Consider the following 22019-nt stretch of genomic DNA (forward strand, 5'->3'; position numbering starts at 1 on the left):
ACGACGTGCCCGGCATCGGCCCGGCGCGAAAGCGCGCGCTGCTGGCGCATTTCGGGTCGGCCAAGGCGGTGACGCGGGCCGGGCTGGCGGATCTGCAGGCGGTCAGGGGGGTGTCGGCGGCGATGGCCGAAACCATCTACGCGCATTTCCATTCGGGCGGGTGAGCGCCGCCGATGCGATTGCCGCCATCCAGAAACCCCCGTCAAACCCGCCCGCGGCGCCTTGCTTTTTTCGTGCGCCGGCGATTGACCCGACGGCGCGCGACATATTCACCGCTGAAACAGCCCCGTTATTATATATTATTTGCAATTTCAAGTAATAAATGATGGAAATTGAAGGTGACGTCTCTATACCCGACGGAACCTGATTTGAAAATCGGCGAAGATGGCTTCGACGGCAATGATCTGTTGAATCGAAAACCTGTCGGCAAACGATTGACCGAGATTGTCGATCGAATAGATCAGCCATTGGTGATTGCGCTGGATGGGCATTGGGGCACGGGAAAGTCATTTTTTCTCAAGATGTGGACCGGGGATCACAAGAACGAATTCCGCGGGCAGGCCAAAATCATCTATTTTGATGCCTTTGAGCATGACGACCTGGGCGATCCGCTTGTCAGTCTTGTTGCAGCGGTGACGCGCGCTACAGAAGATGACGGCGCAAAAGCAGAACCCATCGCGAAACTCAAGAATGCCGCCATGTTGCTCGCAGCGCCCGTCTTGCGCACCGGACTGGCGGTGGCGACAGCGGGCGCAAGCGAGACCGTCGGCGCCGTATGGGCCGCTGGCGTGAATGCGATCGGTGATGAAGCCGCCAAAGCTGCCGAAGAGTTCTGGAGAAGGGAGAGCGGGCGGGTTGAAGCCATGGAGCAGTTCCGTGCGGCGCTTCAAAGCCTGACGAAGCCCGCAGAAACGGACGGGCCGCGAAACAAAATTGTGTTCATCGTGGACGAGCTTGACCGCTGCAGACCCGATTACGCGCTGGCCGTGCTTGAGATCGTCAAGCATTTCTTTGCGGCGCCCGGCGTGCATTTTGTGCTTGGTGTGAATTTTGAAGCGCTGGCGGCCTCGGTCACCAGCCGCTACGGCGCCGGAATCGATGCTGATGGCTATCTGCGGAAGTTCATCCACTTGTCAGTCCGGTTTCCCGAGGACAACGAGAAAGGCACGGTGGAGCGGTATCTCGAAGGGGTGAAAGGTCGTTTTGAAATTGGTCAAAATACCGGCAGGGCAATTTTAGAAATTGAAAGCCTAAATAAGCCTATAAGGGCCGCCTCCATCAGAGATATCGAAAGGGTGTTGGCTCGTATATCCCTGCTTCCCGATGATTTCGAAAAATACCATGCGCCTGAAAGGTATATGGTAATAATAGCTATTTTTTTGGAAGTAACCAATTTAGTATTATACAATAGATTCAGAAACAAGGGCGCGTGCAGCGAGGATGTATTCAAGTGGTTTGGGCTGAAAAAGCCACTGAAACTTGGTAGATCGATTGACAACCTCCTTTGGAGCCTCATCGACTTCTACGCAAGCCCCCAACCTGACCCTGAAAGTGAAGAATTCCTATCTAGATTTAAAGAATCTTTTCCTTTTGGCGACATTCACGCGACGCTTGAGCGCCTGCTCGCCGACTGCCTCGACACCTTCTCGGTTCGCGATTGATAGCCGCCGCGCCCGGGCGGCCCTCGGGATTTTTCCCGGTTTGCAGCGGCCTGCGCGCCCGCTACAACCCCATATAATCACCGCCCGGCGCATACGGAGCCTCCCATGACCCGACCGATCTACCCCGTCATTCTCTGCGGCGGCTCCGGCACGCGGCTTTGGCCTCTGTCGCGCAAAAGCTATCCAAAGCAGTTCAGCCGCATCTTTGGCGACACCAGCCTGTTCCAGAAGACCGTCGCGCGCTTCGCGGGGGATGACTTCGCCGATCCGGTGCTGCTCACCAACGCCGAGTTCCGCTTCATCGCCACGCAGCAATTGTCCGAGATCGACGGCAACGCCAGCCGCATCCTGATCGAACCGGAATCGCGCAACACCGCGCCGGCGATCCTCGCCGCCGCGCTGGCGCTGGAGGACCGGCCCGAGGCGCTGATGCTGGTCGCGCCCTCGGACCATGTGATCCGCGACGACGCGGCGTTCCGGGCCTGCGTCGCCGCGGGGGCGGCGGCGGCGGATGCGGGGCGGCTGGTGACCTTCGGCATCGCCCCGGACCGCCCGGAGACCGGCTATGGCTATCTGGAGCTGGAAACCCCGCCCAATGGCGGCGCCGAGGTGCTGCCGCTGCTGCGCTTCGTGGAAAAGCCGGACGCGGCGGCGGCGGCGGCGATGCTCGCCACCGGGCGGTTCCTGTGGAACGCCGGGATCTTCCTGTTTTCGGTGCGCGCCATTCTCGACGCGTTCGAGACCCATGCGCCGGATCTGATGGCCCCCTGCCGCGCGGCGGTGGCCGAGGGGCGCGACGACCTGTGTTTCTTTCGCCTCGCCGAGGCGCCGTTCGCGCAGGCCGACGACATCTCCATCGACTATGCGGTGATGGAGCGGGCGGAAAACCTCGCCGCGGTGCCGTTCAAGGGCGGCTGGAACGATCTGGGCAGTTGGGAAACGGTCTGGCGCGAGAGCGGCCCCGACGAGGACGGCGTGGCGCTGAGCGGCGGGGCGACGGCGATCGATTGCCAAAACACCTTGCTGCGCACCGAAAACGACGGCGTGCATCTGGTGGGCATCGGGCTTGAGAACGTGGTCGCGGTGGCGATGCGCGACGCGGTGCTGGTGGCGGACATGCGCGACAGCCAGCGGGTGAAGGAGGCGGTGGCCCGGCTGAAGGCCGACGGCGTCGATCAGGCGGTGAATTTCCCGCGCTTCCACCGGCCCTGGGGCTGGTACGAGACGCTGAGCCTCGGCGGCCGTTTCCAGGTGAAGCGGATCATGGTCTATCCCGGCGCGCAGCTGTCGCTGCAATCGCATGTGCATCGCTCGGAGCATTGGGTGGTGGTGGCGGGCGCCGCGACGGTGACCGTGGGCGAGGAGGAAAAGCTGATGACCGAGAACCAGTCGGTCTACATCCCCGTGGGCGCCACGCACCGGCTGGCCAATCCGGGCAAGGTGCCGCTGCATCTGATCGAGGTGCAGTCCGGCCCCTATCTGGGCGAGGACGACATCATCCGCTACGAGGATGACTACGATCGCGACTGATCCGGGCGGGTCGCGCCCGCGCTGCTGACGGTCGATTCCGGCGCCGGCTGAACCGCCGCCAATGGCGGATCGGGATCCGCCCTACCCAAATTGCGTGACAGGCGCGCAACGTTCGGCCGTCGCGCCATGCGAATTGCGCTGCGGCGATCCGTCCCCTATCGTCAGGTCTGACCTGCGCGGCGCCGACAGCCGCCGCGCGGATTTCCGTCAAGTCCGTCAAGGGAGACTCGCGATGGCGCCGCTCGACGCTCAAATCGCCCTGAGCGACAAGTATCGCGTCAGCAAGGGCGCCGCATTGATGACCGGCATGCAGGCGCTGGTGCGCCTGGTGCTCGAACAATCCGACAGCGACCGCGACGCCGGGCTGAACACCGGCGGCTATGTCACCGGCTATCGCGGCTCGCCCATCGGCGCCTTCGACATCGAACTGGCCCGCGTGCGCGAGGATCTGGACCAGCGCAACATCGTCTTCAACCCCGCGATCAACGAGGATCTGGCCGCCACGGCGGTGAACGGCACGCAGGGGCTGGCGCATTTCGACGACCCCGAGGTCGAAGGCGTGTTCGCGGTCTGGTACGGCAAGGGGCCGGGGGTCGACCGGTCCATCGACGCCATCAAGCACGCCAATCTGGCCGGCGCCGCCGCCAAGGGCGGGATGCTGTTCCTGATGGGCGACGATCCGTCCTCGAAATCCTCGACCGTGGCGCATCAGTCGGAACAGGCGATGATCTCGGCGCAGCTGCCGATCCTGTATCCGGCCTCGCTGCATGATTACGTGCCGCTTGGGCTGCACGGTTTCGCCATGTCGCGCCATAGCGGGCTGGCGGTGGCGATGAAGATCGTCACCGACACCGCGGACAGTTCCGCCACCGTGGCGCTGGACCGGCTGCGCCCGGACATCGTCCCGCCGCCCGGGTCCGGCCAGAGCCCCGACCTGAACAACTCGCCCGGCTTCATGCCGTTCATCGCCCAGGAGCAGCGGCAATTCGCGCGGCTCGACGCGGCGCTCGACTACGCCCGCGCCAACAAGCTGAACCGCGAGGTCATCAGCCCGGCGCGCAAGCGGCTGGGGCTGATCGCCGTGGGCAAGGCCCATGTGGACGCCATGGCGGCCCTGTCGCGGCTGGGGCTGAGCCCGGCGCAGGCCGCCGAAAACGGCATCGGGCTGTTTCGCATGTCGCTGGTCTGGCCGCTTGAGCCGGAAGGGCTGAGCGCCTTTTGCGACGGCTATGACGAAGTGCTGGTGATCGAGGAGAAGAAGGCGCTGGTCGAGACCGAGCTGGCCCGCCTGCTGGTCAACTGGCGCGACCGCCCGGTGCTGTCGGGCAAGCGCGACGGCGCCGGGGCGCCGCTGCTGCCCGAATACGGCGAGCTGAGCCCCGAGATCGTCGCCGCCGCCATCGCCCGCGCCGCCGGGCTGACGCCTTGCGCGGAAACCGGCGCGAGCGGCGCGCCGCGCCAGATCGGCAACGCGCCCTCCGTGGACCGCATGCCGTATTTCTGCGCCGGCTGCCCGCATAACCGGTCCACCCGGGTGCCCGAGGGCTCGGCGGCGGGGGCCGGCATCGGCTGTCACGCCATGGCGATCTGGATCAACCCGGACTCCACCCAGTATTTCACCCAGATGGGCGGCGAGGGCATGAGCTGGGCGGGCCGCGCGCCGTTTTCGTCGCGCAAGCACATGTTCCAGAATCTCGGCGACGGCACCTATGTGCATTCCGGGATGCTGGCGATCCGCGCCGCCATCGCCGCGAACATCAACATCACCTACAAGATCCTCTGCAACGACGCGGTGGCGATGACCGGCGGCCAGCCGCTGGAAGGCCAGCCGCTGCCCGCCGAGATCGGCGCGCAGGTGCTGGCGCTGGGGGTGAAACGGGTGGCCGTGGTCTCGGACCAGCCCGAGGCGGCGAAGGCGCTGGGCGAATGGCCGACGCGCCATGTGAGCTTTCATTCGCGCACCGATCTTGACGCGGTGCAGCGGGACCTGCGCGAGGAGCCGGGCACGACCGTGCTGCTCTACGTGCAGACCTGCGCGGCGGAAAAACGCCGCCGCCGCAAGCGCGGCAAGTTCCCCGATCCGCCCAAGCGGGTGGTGATCAACCCGGCGGTCTGCGAGGGCTGCGGCGATTGCGGGCTGGTGTCGAACTGCGTCGCCATCAAGCCGCTGGACACCGCGTTCGGGGTCAAGCGGCGCATCGACCAGACCGCCTGCAACAAGGATTATTCCTGCCTCGAAGGATTCTGCCCGTCCTTTGTCACCGTGCATGGCGAGGCCGGCGATCCGCTGGCCGCCAAGGCCGGGGTGCTGCACGCGCCGCCCGACGACCCGCTGCCAGACCCCGATCTGGCCCCGGCGGAGGATTTCGCCGCCGTGATCACCGGCATCGGCGGCACCGGGGTGGTGACCGTGGCGGCGGTGCTGGCCATGGCGGCGCGGCTGGAGGGGCTGCACGCGCTGACCCTGGACCAGACCGGGCTCAGCCAGAAGAACGGCGCGGTGTCCAGCCACCTGCAGATCGGCCGCGCGCCGCTCGACGACCGGCCGTCCAAGATCGCGCCGGGGACCGCGCGCACGCTGATCGCCTGCGACATGCTCACCGGGGCGTCGGACGCGGCGCTGCGGCTGATCGACCCCGACAGGGGCCGCGCCGTGGCCAATGGCGAGGTCGAACCGCTGCCGATCTTCGCCCGCGATCCCTCGGCCCGCCCCGACGGCGAACAACTGGCCGCAAGGCTGTCGGCGTGGCTCGACCCTGAACGGGTGAAGGTCGCAGACGCCGCGCGGCTGGCGCGCGCGCTGGTCGGCGACGGCATGGGCGCGAACCTGATGCTGGTGGGGGTGGCGAGCCAATGCGGCGCGCTGCCTGTCCCGCCCGCCGCCATCGAGCGTGCGATTCGCCTGAACGGCGCCGCCATCGACATGAACCTCGCCGCCTTCGCCTGGGGGCGCTGGATCGCCATCGACCCGGCCCGGGCCGAGACGGCGGCGCAGTCGCGCCCGGCCGCGGTGGCCGACGCGCAGGATTACGACGCCCTGATCGCCCGCTTCGAAGCCCATCTGACCGCCTATCAGAACGCCGCCTGCGCCAGGCGGTTCCGCGCCGCGCTGGCCCCGGTCGAGGCGGCGGAGGCGGCGCTGGCCCCGGGGCGGCGCGAGTTGTCGCGGCTGGCCGCCCGGTCGCTGGTCAAGGCGCTGGCGATCAAGGATGAATACGAGGTCGCGCGCCTGCACACCGCGCCAGAATTCCGCGACATGCTGGCCCGGGATTTCGCCCCGGGCGCCAAGCTGCGGTTTCATCTGGCGCCGCCGATTCTGGGGCGCAGGGATCCCGTCACCGGCCTGCCGCGCAAAACCGAATTCGGGCCGTGGATCCTGCCGCTGTTCCGGGTTCTGGCGCGCATGAAGGCGCTGCGCGGCGGGCCGCTCGACATATTCGGGCGCAGCGCCGAACGCCGCGAGGAGCGCGCCCACGCGCAAGAGGTCGAAGCGCTGTGCGCGCTGGCGGCGCGGCGGCTCGGCCCTCAGACCGACGCGCTCTGCGCCGAATTGCTGGCCCTGCCGCTGGAGATCAGGGGCTTTGGCCATGTGCGCGCGCGCAATGCCGAACGCATCGCGCCGCGCATCGCCGCGCTGCGCGCCAAGCTCGAAGCCGCCGCCGCGCCCTGACCCGCAGGCCGCCGCAGCCGTCGCCGCCGCCATCGCCGGGCGGGATCGTCATTCCGCCCGGCCCTTGGATCATGCGATTGCCGCAGCGCAGCGAAACCCGCGGCGATTCCCCCGCAGCGACGGGCGCGCCATCCAGCATTTCTTGAAAATCTCCACATAATTTCAAAGCCTTGCTCCGTCATGAAATCGTTGCGAAATTGACATCTAAGCTTTGCCGTTAACGGTCAGTTTGCGCTTGTTCGAATCGCCGGCCTCACAAGCCGGCGGATCGGCGAACAGCAACGGACAAACGGAGCTTTCCTCGTGAAACCCACCCGCCTCCTCGCCCTCGCCGCGGCCTGCGCGATCGCCGCCGGCGTCGCCTCGGCCCGCGATCAGATCCGCATCGTCGGCTCCTCGACGGTGTTCCCGTTCTCGACCGCCGTGGCCGAGCGTTTCGGCAAGACCACCGATTTCCGCACCCCAGTGGTGGAATCCACCGGCTCGGGCGGCGGGCTGAAACTGTTCTGCGCCGGGGTCGGCGAAAAGCACCCCGACATCGCCAACGCCTCGCGCCGCATGAAGGCCCGGGAATTCGCGCTCTGCGCCGAGAACGGCGTCACCGAGATCGTCGAATCGGTGATCGGCTTTGACGGCATCGTGGTCGCCAACGCCAAATCGGCCCCCGAATTCGAACTGACCCGCGAACAGCTGTGGCGCGCGCTGGCCGCCGCGGGCGACAAGCCCGGGCTGTGGTCCGACATCGACCCCTCGCTGCCCGCCGCGCGCATCGAGGTGCTGGGCCCGCCGCCGTCCTCGGGCACCCGCGACGCCTTCGAGGAACTGGTGATGCAGAAAGGCTGCAAGGCCGCCGGCGCCGGGGACAAGAAATTCTGCAAGGGCGCCGGATCGCATATCCGCCAGGACGGCGCCTATGTGGAATCCGGGGAGAACGACAACCTCATCGTCTCCAAGCTGGAGGTCAATCCCAACGCGCTCGGGGTGTTCGGGTTCTCGTTCCTCGACCAGAACGCCGATCGCATCAAGGGCGCGCGCATCGACGGCGTGGCCCCGACATTCGACGCCATCGCCGACGGGACCTACCCGGTGTCGCGCTCGCTCTACTACTACATCAAGAAGGCGCATGTGGGGGTGATCCCCGGCATCATGGGCTATGTGAGCGAGTTCACCTCGCCAGCCGCGTCGGGCGAAGAAGGCTATCTGGCCGACAAGGGCCTGATCCCGCTGGAGGAGGACGCCTTCGCCGCCAACGCCGCCGCGGTGATGGCGCTGACGCCGCTTGACGGCGCGCAGCTGCACTGACCCCGACAGGGCCGCGCGCGCGTCGCGCGGCCCCATCCCACGGACCCCCAGCATGAGCCTGTCCCCCATATGAGCGGAGCCATCGCCCTCGTCATCGTCGCGCTCGCCGCCGCGGGTTTCGCGCTGAGCCGCCGCAAAGCCTTGCGCGTCGCCGGGGATCGCCCGGCGACGCTGCATTCTCGCCCGGTGCATCACGGGCTCTACAGCGGGCTGTGGGTGCTGCTGGCCGGGCTCGGGGCGCTGCTGGCGGCGTCGCTCATCGGCCATTCGCTGGTCGAGGGCGCGCTGATGCGCCAGATCCACGCCGCCGGCGATTTCGCCGAGATCGAGGCCCGGCTGATCCTGTCGGACGCCCGGGCGCTGGCGGCTGGCGGCGTGGCCTCGCGCATCGACGCGACGCGCCGCGCGGCGGCGGACAGCTTCGCCGCCTGGGACGGGCTGCGCTTTTCGATCACCGCCGCCCTGTCCATCTGCGCCGCGCTGGCGGCGCTGGGGCTGACGCTGGCGCAGGTGAGCCTGACGCTGCGCGCGCGCAACCGCGCCGAGACCCTGCTGCGCGGCGTGCTGTTCGCCTGCGCCACGGTGGCGGTGCTGACCACGCTGGGCATCGTCGCGTCGCTGACCGGCGAAACGCTGTCGTTCTTTTCGCAGATCGACTGGCGCATCTTCGACTTTCTTTTCGGCACGGTCTGGAGCCCGCTTTCGGGCGTGCAGGACGGCGCGATCGACCCCGCCCGGGTCGGCGCGCTGCCGCTGTTCGCGGGCACCTTCATGATCACCATGATCGCCATGCTGGTGGCGGCGCCGGTGGGGCTGTTCGCCGCGATCTACCTGTCGGAATTCGCCTCGCCGCGGGTGCGCGGCGCGCTGAAGCCGATGCTGGAGATCCTCGCCGGCATCCCCACCGTGGTCTACGGGTTCTTCGCCGCCATCACCGTGGCGCCGTTCCTGCGCGGCATGGGCGAGGCGCTGGGGCTCGGCGTCGCCTCGGAAAGCGCGCTGGCCGCCGGGGTGGTGATGGGGATCATGATCATCCCGTTCATCTCCTCGCTGTCGGACGACGTGATCAACGCGGTGCCCCAATCGCTGCGCGACGGGTCCTACGCGCTGGGCGCCACGCAGGCCGAGACCATCCGCCAGGTGGTGCTGCCCGCGGCGCTGCCGGGGATCGTGTCGGCGATGCTGCTGGGGGCGTCGCGCGCGGTGGGCGAGACCATGATCGTGGTCATGGCCGCCGGCCAGGGCGCCAATCTCACCGCCAACCCGCTGGAGGCGGTGACCACGGTCACCGTGCAGATCGTCATGCTGATCACCGGCGACACCGAGGCGGCGACCGCCGCCGGGCCCGCCTTCGCCCTGTCCTTCACGCTGTTCTGCGTGACCTTGGGGCTGAACGTGATCGCCCTGCGCATCGTGCGCAAGTATCGCGAAGCCTATGAATAGGGAGCGCATGGCGATGACCGACGCCGCCCGGAACATCGTCGCCGCGGCGCCCGATGCCGCGCTCGGCCCAGGGCCCGATGCCGCGCCCGGCCCAGGGCCGGATGCCGCGCCCGATGCCGCGCCCGTGAGCCTGACCGGGCTGTCGGCGCTGCATGGATCGCCCGCCATGGCGGCGCGGCTCAGACGGCGGCGCGCCGCGGATTCGCGGTTGAAATTCTACGGCGTGGCGGCGATCGCGCTCGCCGCGCTGGCGCTGGCGGCGCTGCTGTGGTCGGTGGTCGGCAAGGCCGGCGCCGCCCTGACCGAGCATTACGCGGTGATCGAGGTCGATCTGAGCCCCCAGGCGCTGGGAATCGCCGGGTCCGGCGACCTCAGCGACGCGAATTTCGACAAGGCGGTGAAGCGCGCCCTGAAAGCCCGGTTTCCCTTCGTGAAAGGCCGTTCGGGGCGCCGGGCGCTCTATGGGATCGTTTCCGGCGGCGCCGGGTTCGAGCTGCGCGAACAGGCGCTGGCCGACCCGGCGCTGATCGGCGCGGCGCGGCCCGTGCGGCTGCTGATGTCCGACGACGCGGATCTGTATCTGAAGGGCGCCTACGGGCGGTTCGCGGCCCGGCCGGTGACCGGCGCGCTGACCATCCTGCGGGATGGCGACGAGGTGACGCTGATCTCGGACAGCGACGATTTCGCCCCCTGGCTGGCGATGGCCCGGTCCGCATTGCTGGACCGCGCCCGGACCCTGCACGCCCAGGCCGCGCGGCAGGAAAACGGCCGCCGCGTCACCCATGGCAAGGCGCTGCGGGCCCCGGCCGGCCCCGCCCGCGACGCCCTGCTGGCCGAGGCGCAGGGCTTCGCCGCCGCGCGCGACGCCCTGATCCTCGAGGCCAACGCGCTGGAACTGCGCGCCGCGCGGGAAGGCGGCGAGGAGGCGCTGAACGCCGACCTGCCCTCGCTGCTGGCGGCGGTCAACGGCGGCTGGGTGAAGGCGACGCGGATCGCCGGCGACCGGCTGACCGGCACGGCGCTGGCCCCGCCGGACGGGGACGCGGCCCCGGCGGGCGGCTGGCGCCTGCTGGTCAACCCGACCCCGGAAAGCGCCCGCAAGCTGTCCGACCTGCAGGCGGCGCTGATCGAGACCCTGGGCGCGCAGGGCGCGGTGGACAGCGCCTTCAACTGGCGCTTCTTCACCGCATCCGACAGCCGCGACCCTGAACTTGCCGGCATCAGGGGCGCGCTGGCCGGGTCGTTCTGGACCATGCTGGTGACCTTCGCGGTGGCTTTCCCCATCGGGGTGCTGTCGGCGATCTATCTGGAGGAATTCGCCCCGAAGAACCGGTTGACGGATTTCGTCGAGGTCAACATCAACAACCTCGCCGCCGTGCCCTCGATCGTGTTCGGGCTGCTGGGGCTGTCGATCTTCCTCACCGGGTTTCACGTGACGCTGTTTGGCGAAAGCGTCACCATCGGCGGTTTCGCGCCGCGCTCCGCGCCGCTGGCCGGCGGGCTGGTGCTGGCGCTGATGACCCTGCCCACCATCATCATCGCCGCGCGCGCCGCGATCCGCGCGGTGCCGCCCTCGATCCGCGACGGGGCGCTGGCGCTGGGCGCCTCGCCGTTGCAGGTGTCGTTCCACCACGTGCTGCCGCTGGCCATGCCCGGGGTGCTCACCGGGGCGATCATCGGCATGGCGCAGGCGCTGGGCGAGACCGCGCCGCTGATCATGATCGGCATGGTGGCCTTCATCGTCGACGTGCCCGGCGGGGTGATGGACCCGGCGACCGCCATGCCGGTGCAGATCTACCGCTGGTCCGATTTCCCCGAACGCGCCTTCGAGGCCCGCACCGCCGCCGCGATTTGCGTGCTGCTGGCCTTCCTGATGGCGATGAACCTGCTGGCGGTGTTCCTGCGCAAGCGCTTCGAGCGGCGCTGGTAGGGGCGCGCCCATGGACACGGCCCCACCCCATGCCGGCCCCCATGCCGGCCCCCATGCCGACCCGACGGCCCCTGGCCCGATCAACCTCTCAAGGAAGCGCGACATGACCTATATGCGGCTCGACGACGCGCGGGTGGACTGCGGCGACGCAAAGATCATCACCCGGGGGGTCGACGTCTATTACGGCGACACCCACGCGATTCGCGACGTGTCGGTGGACATCCCCGCCAACGCGGTCACCGCCTTCATCGGTCCCTCGGGCTGCGGCAAATCCACCTTCCTGCGCTGCCTCAACCGCATGAACGACACCATCCCCGGCTGCCGGGTCAGCGGCGAATTGCTGCTCGACGGCGCCGACATCTACGCCCGCGACGTGGACCCGGTGCAGCTGCGCGCGCGGGTCGGCATGGTGTTCCAGAAACCCAATCCCTTCCCCAAATCCATCTATGACAACGTCGCCTACGGCCCCAGGATCCACGGGCTGGCCAGCCGCAAGGCCGATCTCGACGCCATCGTCGAACACGCCCTGCGCAAGGCGGCGATCTGGGCGGAGGTCAAGGACCGGCTCGACGCGCCGGGCACCGGGCTGTCGGGGGGGCAGCAGCAGCGGCTCTGCATCGCGCGCGCCATCGCCACCGCGCCCGAGGTGCTGCTGATGGACGAACCCTGTTCGGCCCTCGACCCCATCGCCACCGCGCAGGTGGAGGCGCTGATCGACGAGCTGCGCCAGAGCTATTCGGTGGCCATCGTCACCCATTCCATGCAGCAGGCGGCGCGGGTCAGCCAGAAAACCGCCTTCTTCCATATGGGCGCCATGGTCGAGTATGGTGACACCACGCAGATATTCACCAATCCCGACGACCAGCGCACCCAGGACTACATCACCGGGCGGATTGGCTGATGGCGCCGGATCCCGACCAGCCGGAGGACAAGACCATGACCGTCTCGGGCCCCCATATCGTTTCCGCCTTCGACGAGGAATTGATCGGCGTGCAGGCCAAGATCGCCGAGATGGGCGGGCTGGCCGAGGACATGCTCGCCGACAGCCTCATCGGCATGCGCCAGCGCGACGTGGCCCGCTGCCGCGAGGTGGTGGCGCGCGACAAGCGGCTGGACCGGCTCGACGCCGAGGTCGAGGACCTGGTGATCCGCCTGCTGGCGCTGCGCGCGCCGGTGGCGCAGGACCTGCGGATGCTGGTCTCGGCCATGAAGCTGTCGGCCAAGCTGGAACGGGTCGGCGACCTGTCCAAGAACATCGCCCGGCGCGGCATCGAGCTGTCGCGCGAAAAGCCCCAGCCGATGATCAGCTCGATCATGCGCATGGGCGAGGTCGTGCGCCGCCAGCTGGCCGAGGCGCTGGACGCCTATTCCTCGCGCGACACGGCGATGGCGGTGTCGGTGTGGCGGCGCGACGTGGAGGTGGACGAGCTGTACAATTCGCTGTTTCGCGAATTGGTCACCTACATGATGGAGGACCCGCGGATCATCACGCTGGGCTCTCATTGCATGTTCATCGCCAAGAACCTGGAGCGCATCGGCGATCACGCCACCCATGTGGCCGAGCTGACCTATTATCTGGTCGAGGGCGAGCCGCTGGGCGACGACCGCCCGCGCGGCCCCTCGGCCGGGCTGGACGACCTTTGAGCGATTTTCGAACCAACGGGGAGAACGGGCCATGACGGCGCGGGTGATGGTGATCGAGGACGAAGAGGCGCTGTGCGCCCTGCTCGACTACAATCTGAAGAAAGAGGGCTTCGCCGTGACCATGATCGGCGACGGCGAAGAGGCGCTGATCGCCGTCGAGGACGAGACGCCGGACCTGATCCTGCTCGACTGGATGCTGCCCAACGTCTCGGGCATCGAGATCTGCCGCCGCATCCGGGCGCGCAAATCGGTCAAGGACACGCCGATCATCATGCTCACCGCGCGCTCCGAGGAGGAGGACCTGGTGCGCGGGCTGGAAACCGGGGTGGACGACTATCTCACCAAGCCGTTCTCCATGAACGAGCTGGTGGCGCGGATGCGCGCGCTGCTGCGCCGATCGCGCCCCGAACTGGCCGGCGACGTGGCGGTTTTCGCCGACATCCGGCTGGACCGGCAGGCGCACCGGGTGCGCCGCGCCGAGCGCGACCTGCATCTGGGGCCCACCGAATTCAAGCTGCTGGAGGTGCTGATCGGGCGCCCGGGTCGGGTGTTCAGCCGCGAACAATTGCTGGATCTGGTCTGGGGCCGCGACGTTTACGTGGAGACCCGCACCGTCGACGTGCATGTGGGCCGCCTGCGCAAGGCCATCAACAAGCGCGGCGAGCGCGACCCCATCCGCACCGTGCGCTCGGCGGGCTACGCATTGGACGAGACCTATTCGGGGTGATTTCCCCGGGATTTCGGCGCATCGCGCCGGTCTTTTGAAGCGGTCCGGTTTCAGGCGGCCCGACCGGGACGTCGGCGACGCCGAGAGCGGCGCGCGGCCTACTTGATCCCGGCGCGCATGAAGCTCTGGATGAACTGGCGCTGGAACAGCAGGAAGGCGATCATCAGCGGCGCCGAGGTCATCAGCGTCGCGGCGGTGATCAGCGACCAGTCCACGCCCTGATCGGTGGACGAAAAAATGCTGAGCCCGACGGTGAGCGGCCGGGTCTCCACCGAATTGGTGACGATCAGCGGCCACAGGAAATTGTTCCAGTGATAGCTGATGGAAACCAGCCCGTAGGCGATGTAGGTCGGGCGCGCCAGCGGCACGTAGACCTTCCACAGCACCTGCAGGAAATTCGCGCCTTCGACGCGGGCGGCCTCGTCCAGTTCCTTGGGGATGGTCTTGAAGGTCTGGCGCAGCAGGAAGATCCCGAACCCCGAGGCCATGTAGGGCAGGCCGATGGCGGTGATGGTGTCAAGCAGGCCGAGCATGCGCATGGTGCGGTAGTTCTCGACGATCAGGATGTCGGGCATGACCATCAATTGCAGCAGCACCAGCACGAACATGGTGTCCCGGCCGCGAAATTCGAACCGCGCGAAAGCGTAGGCGGCCAGCGTGCACAACACGAACTGCGCCGCGAGGATCATGGTCACCAGCAGGATGGTGTTGAGAAAATAGCGCGCGAAGGGCGCCGCGTTCCAGGCGTTGACGAAGTTTTCCAGCGTCAGCGGCGCCAGCAGGTCGAAGCGCGCCGCATAGGCCGACGGGTGGAACGCCGACCACAGCGCGTAGAACAGCGGCAGGAACCAGATCAGCCCCAGCGCCCAGGCGCCGAGCGTGTTCAGCATCCGGTCGTAGCGCGTGCTCTGGAACGGCGAGATCATTGGTAATGCACCTTGCGGTCCATGAACAGGAACTGACCGATGGACACGGCGGCGAGAAAGACCAGCAGCACCACGGTCAGCGCCGCGGCATAGCTGGTGTCCCAGAACTTGAAGGCGTTTTCATAGATGTAGAACAGCAGCAGCGAACTGGAATTGTCCGGCCCGCCCTCGGTCATCAGGAAGATGTGATCCACCAGCCGGAAGGAATTGATGGTCGCGTTGACCATCACGAACAGCGTTGTGGGCATCAGCAGCGGGAAAGTGACGCGGCGAAAGAAATGCCAGCGCCCCGCGCCTTCAAGCGCCGCCGCCTCGCCCAGCGATGGCGGGATGGTCTGCAGGGCGGCCAGGTAGAAAATCATGAAGAACCCGGCCTCTTTCCAGATCGCCACCACGATGATGGCGCCCAGCACCGTGTCGGGATCGCCAAGCCAGTTCTGGCTGGGAAAGCCGAGCCCGCCGGTGATCTGGTCGATCAGCCCGAAGCCCGGCGTGTAGAAGAACATCCAGATGTTGGCCACCGCGATCAGCGGCAGCATGGTGGGCATGAAATAGGCCATGCGCAGGAATCCGAGCCCCTTGATGCGGCCATTGACCCAGACCGCCATGAGCAGCGCCAGCCCCACGGAAACCGGGATGGTGCCCAGCGCATACCAGAGGTTGTTCCACAGCACCCGCCAGAAAATGTCGTCGTCAAGCAGCGTGCGGTAGTTGTCGAGCCCGATGAACGCCGCCTCGCGCTTGCCCCGCGGGGTGGAAAAGAAACTGCGCCAGATGGTGGTCACGGCGGGGATGTGGGTGAAGGCGGCCAGCATGACCATGGCCGGCAGCAGCAGCAGCCAGCCGTTGATCGCGGCGCGTCGTTTCAGCATCGGGGCACCTGTGCGGCGAATGCGGCCAAGGAAAAATCGGGGGCGGATCGGCGATCCGCCCCCGATCGGGTCAGCGATAGGCCTTGAGAATGCGGTCGGCCTTCTTCTGCGCCGCCTTCATGGCCGCCTCGGGCGTCGCCTTGCCGATGATCGCCGATTCAAGACCGTCGTTCAGCGCCGTGGTCACCCGCTGGTTCTGATAGGTGGACAGCTCGGCGGTGGCGAATTCAAGCTGGTTGCGCGCCACCAGCGCCGGGGGGAAATCGGCGACATAGGCTTTCATCGCCGGGGTCTCCCACGCGTCGGGGCGCGGGGCCACGTAGCCGGTGGCGATGGTCCAGCGCGCCGCCTGCTCGGGCGCGGTGATCCAGCGGATGAAATCCAGCGAGGCCTTTTTCTGCGCGTCGGTGGAATCCTTGAAGATGTAGAAATTGCCGCCCCCCGTGGGCGCCCCGCGGCGCTTGTTGGCCGGCAGCATGGCGACGCCGAAATCGAACGGCGCGTTGGCCCGCACGTTGGTGAGATTGCCCGTCGAGGTCCACATCATCGCGGTCTCGCGTTCGAAGAACGCCTTCGGGGTGGCGCCCCACTCGATGATCCCGGGGGCCATGACCTTGTGCTTGACGCTGAGATCGACAAGGTATTGCAACGCCTCGATCACCTTGGGATCGTCGAAATAGGTCTGGTTGCCGTCCGCATTCATCAGGAACGCGTCGTTCTCGGTGGTCAGGCCCTGGAACAGCCAGTAGGGGAACCCGGAACTGGGGATCCGCACGCCCCATTGCGACACGTTGCCCGACGCGTCGGTCTTGGTCAGCTTCTTGCCGAACTCCACCATTTCGTCCCAGGTGGCGGGGGGCGTGTCGGGGTCGAGGCCGGCTTCCTTGAAGGCCTCCTTGTTCCAGTAGAGCACCGGGGTCGAGCGCTGGAACGGGATGCCGTAGGTCTTGCCGCCGGTCTGGCTGTTTTCCATGAAGGCCGGGTAGAAGCCGGCCAGCCATTCACGTTCGGCGTCCGAGGTGAACAGGTCCTCGAACGGCATGATCGCGTCTTCCTCGATCAGCGTGAACATGTCCACGGACAGGATCACCGACAGTTGCGGCGGGTTGCCGCCCTTGACCGCCGTCAGCACCTTGGTGATGGTGTCCTGATAGCTGCCCGCATAGACCGCGTCGATGGTCACGCCGGGGGTCTGCTTGACGTAGTCGGCGGTCAGGCCGTCGATGGTGTCGGCCGCCTTGCCGCCCACCGCCACCGGAAAAAAGAACTGCAGGGTCACCTCGGCCGCCGCGCTTTGCGCAACGCCCATGGCGAGACCCGCCGCGAGGGCCGTCGAAAGGACCGTCCGGGCCAGGCTGGATCTGAATATCATGTGTGTCTTCTCCCATTGCTGATCGGCGTCGGCCGGGTCGCGGCTGGCGCCGGGCCGGACCTTACCGCTGGTTTTGTCTTTTTTTATTGCGCCGCGTCGGGCGGGTCCCGGTATTGCGGCCCTGCGGCGTTGCGCAGGCCCGTGGCGGACTGGAAATAGTGAACATTGTCAGGCGACCAGGCAAGGCGCACCGATTCGCCCGGCGCGATCCTGATGCGGCCATGGGCGCGCAGGCTGATGGTCTGCTCGCCGATGCGGCAGTCGACGATCGAATCCGCGCCCAGATAGTCAAGCGCGCTGACCACCGCCGGGACGCCCTCCCCGCCGATCTCGATGTCCTCGGGGCGCACGCCCAGGCTGAGGCCCTCGCCCCGGCGCGCCAGCCCTTCGATCCCCGGCGCGTCAAGGTCGATGACGTTCATGGGCGGCGACCCGATGAAGCGCGCGACGAAGGTGTTGGCGGGGCGCTGGTAGATGTCCTCGGGCGCGGCGTTCTGTTCGATGCGCCCGTCGCGCAGCAGCACCACGCGGTCGGCCATGGACATGGCCTCGGTCTGGTCATGGGTGACGTAGACCATGGAAATGCCGAGCTTCTGCTGAATGCCGCGAATTTCCTGGCGCATCTCGTGACGCAGCTTGGCGTCAAGATTGGACAGCGGTTCGTCCATCAGGCAGACCGGCTTTTCGGCGATGATGGCGCGCCCCAGCGCCACCCGCTGCTGCTGCCCGCCCGACAACTGCCCGGGGCGACGATCAAGCAGCTTGGACAGGCCCAGCAGGTCGGCGGTGCGGCGCAGGCGCTCGGCGCGCTCGGCGCGGGACACCTTGCGCACCTTCAGCCCGAAGATGATGTTTTCGGCCACGTCCAGATGCGGAAACAGCGCGTAGTTCTGGAACACCATGGACAGATCGCGCCCGGCGGGCGGCAGCTGCGTCACGTCGCGCCCGGCGATGAGAATGCGCCCGGCGCTCAGGCTCTCCAGCCCGGCGATCAGGCGCAGGGTGGTGGATTTGCCGCAGCCCGAGGGGCCCAGCAGCACGGTGAATTCCCCGTTGGAGGCCTCGAACGAGATGCCGTCAACCGCGGTCGCGTCGCCCCATGACTTGCTGGCCTTTTCGACCGTGATCGCCGACAATCCGTTCTCCTTCGCCTCGCGCCCGAGGGCCGCCGGCGGCGGTCGCCGCCCCCCCGCGCGCAGCCCGACGCCCTGTCCTGGCGCTCACCATAGAGCCATGCCGCGGGAAACCGCAAACCCGCATTGACCCGCGCGGCTCAGTCGTTGCCCCCGGACATGTGGCGCGCGGCGATGTAGCCGAAGGTCACCGCCGGTCCCAGCGTGATGCCGCCGCCCGGATAGGCGCCGCCCATGACGCTGGCCGCGTCGTTGCCCGCGGCGTAGAGCCCGCCGACCGGCCGGCCGTCCGCGCCCAGCACCTGCGCGGTTTCGTCGGTGCGCAGCCCGGCGAAGGTGCCCAGATCGCCCACATGCAGGCGCACCGCGTAGAAAGGGCCCCTTTCCAGCGGGGCCACGCAGGGGTTGGGCTTGTGCTCGGGATCGCCCAGCGACCGGTTGTAGCTGGTCGATCCCTTGTGAAATTCCGGGTCCTCGCCGTTGCGCGCGTGCTCGTTGAACCGCGCCACGGTGGTTTCGAGCGCGGCCGCGTCGGCGCCGATCTGGCCCGCGAGATCGGTCAGCGTCGCGCCGCGGATCAGATAGCCGTCGCGGATCAGCTTTCGATAGGGCGCCGGCGCCGGCTTGGCGTAGCCGAGCCCGTATTTGCGAAAGGCGCGGTGGTCGATGAGGAACCATGCGGCCAGGTCTCCGCCCTCCGCGTCGCAGCGCGCCATCATGGCCTGGCAGAAATCATGGTAGGAATCCGCCTCGTTGACGAAGCGCCGCCCCGACCGGGTGATCGCGATCACCCCCGGCTTGGATCGGTCGACGAAATGCGGGAACGTGCCCAGCGTGCCGTCGGCTTTGCGCGGGCGCGAGATCGGCACCCAGGCGGCGCAATGGGCCAGCGTCGCATCGACCGAGCCGCCCGCGGATTCGCCCAGCCGCAGCCCGTCGCCGGTATTGCCCGGGGGCGCCGGGGACACGTGTTCATGGCCGCTTGGGGCGTGGGGCATCAGCTGCTTGCGCCGCACCGCGTCCTGCGCAAAGCCGCCGGCGGCAAGCACCACGCCCTTGCGCGCACGGATTTCCACCCGCCCGTCCGGCGCATCGACCACGGCCCCGGCGACGCGGCCGTCGTCGTCGCGCAGCAAGGCGCGCACCGGCGCGCCGGTCCAGATCGGCACGCCCATGTCAAAGCAGGATTTCGCCAGCCGCCCCACCAGCGCATTGCCGTTCATCAGCCGCATGGGCCGACCGTGAAACGCCATGTCGCGCAGGTATCTGAAGAACAGCCCGGCAACGAACACCGCCGAGACCGGCGAGCGCATGACGTTGAAGAAATGCAGCAATTCCTTGCCCGAGCCGATCATCATTCCCAGAAAGGTGATTTCCCACAGCGGCGGGCGCAGGCGCTTGATCTCGGCCCCGAGCTCGCGCCCGTCAAAAGGCCGCGCCACGATCGAGCGCCCGCCATCCACGCCCCCCGGCGCATCCGGGTGATAATCGGCGAAGGTCGGCCCGAGGTCGAATTGCAGCGCGGTGTTCCGCTCGAAGAACTCCACCGCCTTGGGCCCGGCGGCCAGGAACGCGTCGACGCGCGCGGCGTCGAAATGCTCGCCCGCCTCCTGCTGCAGGTATATGCGCCCCTGCGCGGCGCCGTCCTCGATCCCGGCGCGCTTCGCCGGGGCGTTGCCGGGGATCCACATCCAGCCGCCCGAGCGCGCGGTGGTGCCGCCGAACACCGGCTCCTTCTCCGCCACGATCACATCGAGCCGACGATGCGCGGCGCAGACCGCCGCGGCCAGCCCCCCGGCCCCGGATCCGACCACCAGCACGTCGCATTCAATCGTTTTCATGATTTTCTTCCGCCTAGGCCGTCAGATAGCCGCCATCGACCGGCAGCAGCGCGCCGGTGACGTAGCTCGATTGATCCGAGGCCAGGAACAGCACCGGGCCCACCAGTTCCTCGGGCCTGCCGGTGCGTCGCATGGGCGTGTGCGCCATGAACCGGCCGATGGCCTCGGGATCGTCGCGGGTGGCTTGCGTCATCGGCGTGTCGATGACCCCCGGCGCGATGGCGTTGACCCGGATGCCGTCCGGGGCCAGATCCTGCGCCAGCACCCGCGTCAGCTGCAGCAGCGCGCCCTTGGAGGCCGCATAGGCCGCAAGCCCCGGTCCCGCCGCCACCGACATGATCGAGGCGATGTTGACGATGCGTCCTCCGGTCTCGCGCAACTGGCCGAGAAAGGCGCGGGTCACATGCATGGGCCCGTCGGCGTTCACCCGCAGCACCGCCGCCCAGTCGGCCTCGAACCCGGGATCGTCGGGCGCGGCGCGGCGGATGATCCCGGCGTTGTTGACGAGGATCGACGCGGCGCCCAGATCCCGCGCCACCGCGGCGGCGGCGGCGACGCAGGCGCCCGGATCGGTCACGTCCAGCGCATAGGCGCGGGCGGCATGTCCGGCCAGCGCCAGACCGCGGGCGGCGCGGCGCGCCGATTCGCCCTGAACATCGCACAGCGCCACCGTCGCGCCATGGCGCGCCAGACCGGCGGCGATCGCCAGCCCGTTGCCCTGCGCGGCGCCGGTCACCACCGCGACCGCGCCCTTGATGCCAATCATGGCCGTCCCCCCCTGAGGCCGGCGCCTGTTGGCCGAATCGCATCGGATTCGGCGTCTCCTGCGCCGTGCCGCCGCGCGCCAATGCGGATTCGCGCGCGGACCGGGTCGGTTATAGGCCCTGCCCCGCGCCGCGATCAAGCGGCGGACCGGCGCCCCGGGCGGCGCGCCCGGCCATCGAAATCGCCGCGCGCTCGATCGCCGCAATCGTCGCGGCGGCGTTCCTGCCCGCGTCAGCCGTTGCCATTTTGGACCTTGCCTTTAACAATAAATGAAGGTATCGTTCATGTCTTAGCGTGAGAGGATGTGCCCTCAGCCAATACGTCGAGCCTGCTTCACCGACGTCATTCCTGATGGAGCGCCTTCAATGAATTTCAGATTCATGCCCCTGCCAATCGCCGCCGCCATTCTGGCGGTCGCCACGTTCGGCGCCTCGGCGACGACGAGCAGGGTCGATTTCGCCAGGTTCACCGACCAGATCGCCGGCGAACAGGCGATCGAGGCGACGATCGCCAAATTCGCCGGCAGCGGCGGCGGCGCGAAGGCCAGGGTCGATCTGGTCAACGCCTTTGACATCGACGGCGTCACGCTCTCGGTCACCGGCTGGAACGACGGCTTCACGCAGGATAGCGGCTTTTACGCCTATCTGGACGGCAAGTCCGGCCGGTTCCGCGGCGGCCTCGGAGTCTGCAAGGGCGTCACCGCCAACGGCACGGGCCAATGCGCCCGCCCCAGCGACGACAATCTGAGCAAGGGCGAGGGCCTGCGTCTGGAATTCGCCGAGACCTGGGCGCTGGAGGCGGTGTATTTCCGCAACCGCAACCACCACACCAAATTCAACAGGAAAAGCCAGGTCTTCATCAATGGCGATTCCTACAAGCTGAAGCGCAAGATCGCCTTCGGCGGCGGCCTTGATCTGATCGCCGACCGGATCCTGGAATTCGCCTACGGCGATCCCGGCCAGCAGGTCTATATCGAAAAGATCGACCTGCGCGCGATCGTGGCGCCGGTGCCGCTCCCGGCCAGCGCGCTGCTGCTGGCGGTCGCCATGGCGGGGTTCGGCTACGGCTTCCGCAAGCGCGGCGCGGCCTGAACCAGGCGCCGATCGCACCGCCCCGGGCGGGTGGATGCCCTTGTCGCAGCCCGGGTCCCCAATCACGAAAGACGAATCATCCCAAGCGCGCCAGCGCACCCAGGGCGCGACC

General features: G+C 67.8%; 17 protein-coding genes. 11 read left to right on the top strand and 6 right to left on the bottom strand.

Going from position 1 to position 22019, the window contains the following annotated elements; translation table 11 throughout:
* From AC1HC7_RS01685 to phoB, 10 genes are all read left to right on the top strand, one after another.
* The coding region (locus AC1HC7_RS01685) for a helix-hairpin-helix domain-containing protein (protein ID WP_479498608.1) at positions 1-164 on the top strand (164 nt) is incomplete at its 5' end.
* A gap of 174 nt (positions 165-338) precedes the next feature.
* Positions 339-1661, top strand: coding sequence for a KAP family P-loop NTPase fold protein (locus AC1HC7_RS01690; protein ID WP_479498587.1), 1323 nt, complete (start codon positions 339-341; stop codon positions 1659-1661).
* A gap of 105 nt (positions 1662-1766) precedes the next feature.
* A complete protein-coding gene (locus AC1HC7_RS01695) occupies positions 1767-3191 on the top strand; it encodes a mannose-1-phosphate guanylyltransferase/mannose-6-phosphate isomerase (protein WP_479496925.1) in 1425 nt (474 codons plus the stop codon).
* A gap of 232 nt (positions 3192-3423) precedes the next feature.
* Positions 3424-6861, top strand: coding sequence for an indolepyruvate ferredoxin oxidoreductase family protein (locus tag AC1HC7_RS01700; protein ID WP_479496926.1), 3438 nt, complete (start codon positions 3424-3426; stop codon positions 6859-6861).
* A gap of 303 nt (positions 6862-7164) precedes the next feature.
* Positions 7165-8163 carry a PstS family phosphate ABC transporter substrate-binding protein gene (locus tag AC1HC7_RS01705; protein ID WP_479496927.1) on the top strand — a complete coding sequence of 333 codons (999 nt, stop codon included), beginning with the start codon at positions 7165-7167 and terminating at the stop codon, positions 8161-8163.
* Positions 8164-8232: 69 nt separating this feature from the next.
* Positions 8233-9606, top strand: a complete 1374-nt coding sequence (gene pstC / locus AC1HC7_RS01710; RefSeq protein WP_479496928.1) for a phosphate ABC transporter permease subunit PstC — start codon at positions 8233-8235, stop codon at positions 9604-9606.
* A 124-nt stretch (positions 9607-9730) separates the two neighbouring features.
* A complete protein-coding gene (gene pstA, locus AC1HC7_RS01715; protein WP_479496929.1) occupies positions 9731-11536 on the top strand; it encodes a phosphate ABC transporter permease PstA in 1806 nt (601 codons plus the stop codon).
* A 112-nt stretch (positions 11537-11648) separates the two neighbouring features.
* A complete protein-coding gene (pstB, locus tag AC1HC7_RS01720) occupies positions 11649-12437 on the top strand; it encodes a phosphate ABC transporter ATP-binding protein PstB (protein ID WP_479497065.1) in 789 nt (262 codons plus the stop codon).
* Positions 12437-13180, top strand: a complete 744-nt coding sequence (gene phoU, locus AC1HC7_RS01725; protein ID WP_479496930.1) for a phosphate signaling complex protein PhoU — start codon at positions 12437-12439, stop codon at positions 13178-13180. Before pstB ends, phoU begins: the two co-directional genes overlap by 1 nt.
* Positions 13181-13211: 31 nt before the next feature.
* Positions 13212-13907, top strand: a complete 696-nt coding sequence (gene phoB, locus AC1HC7_RS01730; protein WP_479496931.1) for a phosphate regulon transcriptional regulator PhoB — start codon at positions 13212-13214, stop codon at positions 13905-13907.
* Between the two features lie 98 nt (positions 13908-14005).
* On the opposite strand, the gene AC1HC7_RS01735 is transcribed toward phoB, so the two are convergent.
* The 6 genes from AC1HC7_RS01735 to AC1HC7_RS01760 all read right to left on the bottom strand — a co-directional run bounded on the left by AC1HC7_RS01735 (position 14006) and on the right by AC1HC7_RS01760 (position 20817).
* Positions 14006-14833 (bottom strand): carbohydrate ABC transporter permease, encoded by an 828-nt coding sequence (locus AC1HC7_RS01735; RefSeq protein WP_479496932.1) that lies wholly within the window; start codon positions 14831-14833, stop codon positions 14006-14008.
* Entirely contained in the window at positions 14830-15705 is an 876-nt protein-coding gene (locus AC1HC7_RS01740) for a carbohydrate ABC transporter permease (protein ID WP_479496933.1), read from the bottom strand. Before AC1HC7_RS01740 ends, AC1HC7_RS01735 begins: the two co-directional genes overlap by 4 nt.
* 70 nt (positions 15706-15775) lie before the next feature.
* Positions 15776-17077, bottom strand: a complete 1302-nt coding sequence (locus tag AC1HC7_RS01745; protein ID WP_479496934.1) for an ABC transporter substrate-binding protein — start codon at positions 17075-17077, stop codon at positions 15776-15778.
* A gap of 83 nt (positions 17078-17160) precedes the next feature.
* Complete coding sequence (locus AC1HC7_RS01750) at positions 17161-18213, bottom strand: ABC transporter ATP-binding protein (RefSeq protein WP_479496935.1); 1053 nt, start codon at positions 18211-18213, stop codon at positions 17161-17163.
* A gap of 137 nt (positions 18214-18350) precedes the next feature.
* Positions 18351-20051, bottom strand: a complete 1701-nt coding sequence (locus AC1HC7_RS01755) for an FAD-dependent oxidoreductase (RefSeq protein ID WP_479496936.1) — start codon at positions 20049-20051, stop codon at positions 18351-18353.
* Positions 20052-20064: 13 nt separating this feature from the next.
* The gene (locus AC1HC7_RS01760; RefSeq protein WP_479496937.1) at positions 20065-20817 is read right to left on the bottom strand and encodes an SDR family NAD(P)-dependent oxidoreductase; all 753 of its coding nucleotides are present in this window, start codon (positions 20815-20817) and stop codon (positions 20065-20067) included.
* 364 nt (positions 20818-21181) lie between these two features.
* On the opposite strand from AC1HC7_RS01760, the gene AC1HC7_RS01765 reads away from it, so the two are divergent.
* Complete coding sequence (locus AC1HC7_RS01765; RefSeq protein WP_479496938.1) at positions 21182-21907, top strand: hypothetical protein; 726 nt, start codon at positions 21182-21184, stop codon at positions 21905-21907.
* The last annotated feature ends 112 nt before the right edge of the window (positions 21908-22019 follow it).

Source organism: Oceanicella sp., assembly GCF_056449545.1.

Bases quoted from the DNA above. Each gene is read 5' to 3' on its own strand.
- phoB (WP_479496931.1), top strand. From the start codon at position 13,212: ATGACGGCGCGGGTGATGGTGATCGAGGACGAAGAGGCGCTGTGCGCC.
- AC1HC7_RS01755 (WP_479496936.1), bottom strand. From the start codon at position 20,051: ATGAAAACGATTGAATGCGACGTGCTGGTGGTCGGATCCGGGGCCGGG.
- AC1HC7_RS01765 (WP_479496938.1), top strand. From the start codon at position 21,182: ATGAATTTCAGATTCATGCCCCTGCCAATCGCCGCCGCCATTCTGGCG.
- AC1HC7_RS01735 (WP_479496932.1), bottom strand. From the start codon at position 14,833: ATGATCTCGCCGTTCCAGAGCACGCGCTACGACCGGATGCTGAACACG.
- AC1HC7_RS01745 (WP_479496934.1), bottom strand. From the start codon at position 17,077: ATGATATTCAGATCCAGCCTGGCCCGGACGGTCCTTTCGACGGCCCTC.
- AC1HC7_RS01740 (WP_479496933.1), bottom strand. From the start codon at position 15,705: ATGCTGAAACGACGCGCCGCGATCAACGGCTGGCTGCTGCTGCTGCCG.
- phoU (WP_479496930.1), top strand. From the start codon at position 12,437: ATGGCGCCGGATCCCGACCAGCCGGAGGACAAGACCATGACCGTCTCG.
- AC1HC7_RS01695 (WP_479496925.1), top strand. From the start codon at position 1,767: ATGACCCGACCGATCTACCCCGTCATTCTCTGCGGCGGCTCCGGCACG.
- AC1HC7_RS01760 (WP_479496937.1), bottom strand. From the start codon at position 20,817: ATGATTGGCATCAAGGGCGCGGTCGCGGTGGTGACCGGCGCCGCGCAG.
- pstB (WP_479497065.1), top strand. From the start codon at position 11,649: ATGCGGCTCGACGACGCGCGGGTGGACTGCGGCGACGCAAAGATCATC.
- pstC (WP_479496928.1), top strand. From the start codon at position 8,233: ATGAGCGGAGCCATCGCCCTCGTCATCGTCGCGCTCGCCGCCGCGGGT.
- AC1HC7_RS01700 (WP_479496926.1), top strand. From the start codon at position 3,424: ATGGCGCCGCTCGACGCTCAAATCGCCCTGAGCGACAAGTATCGCGTC.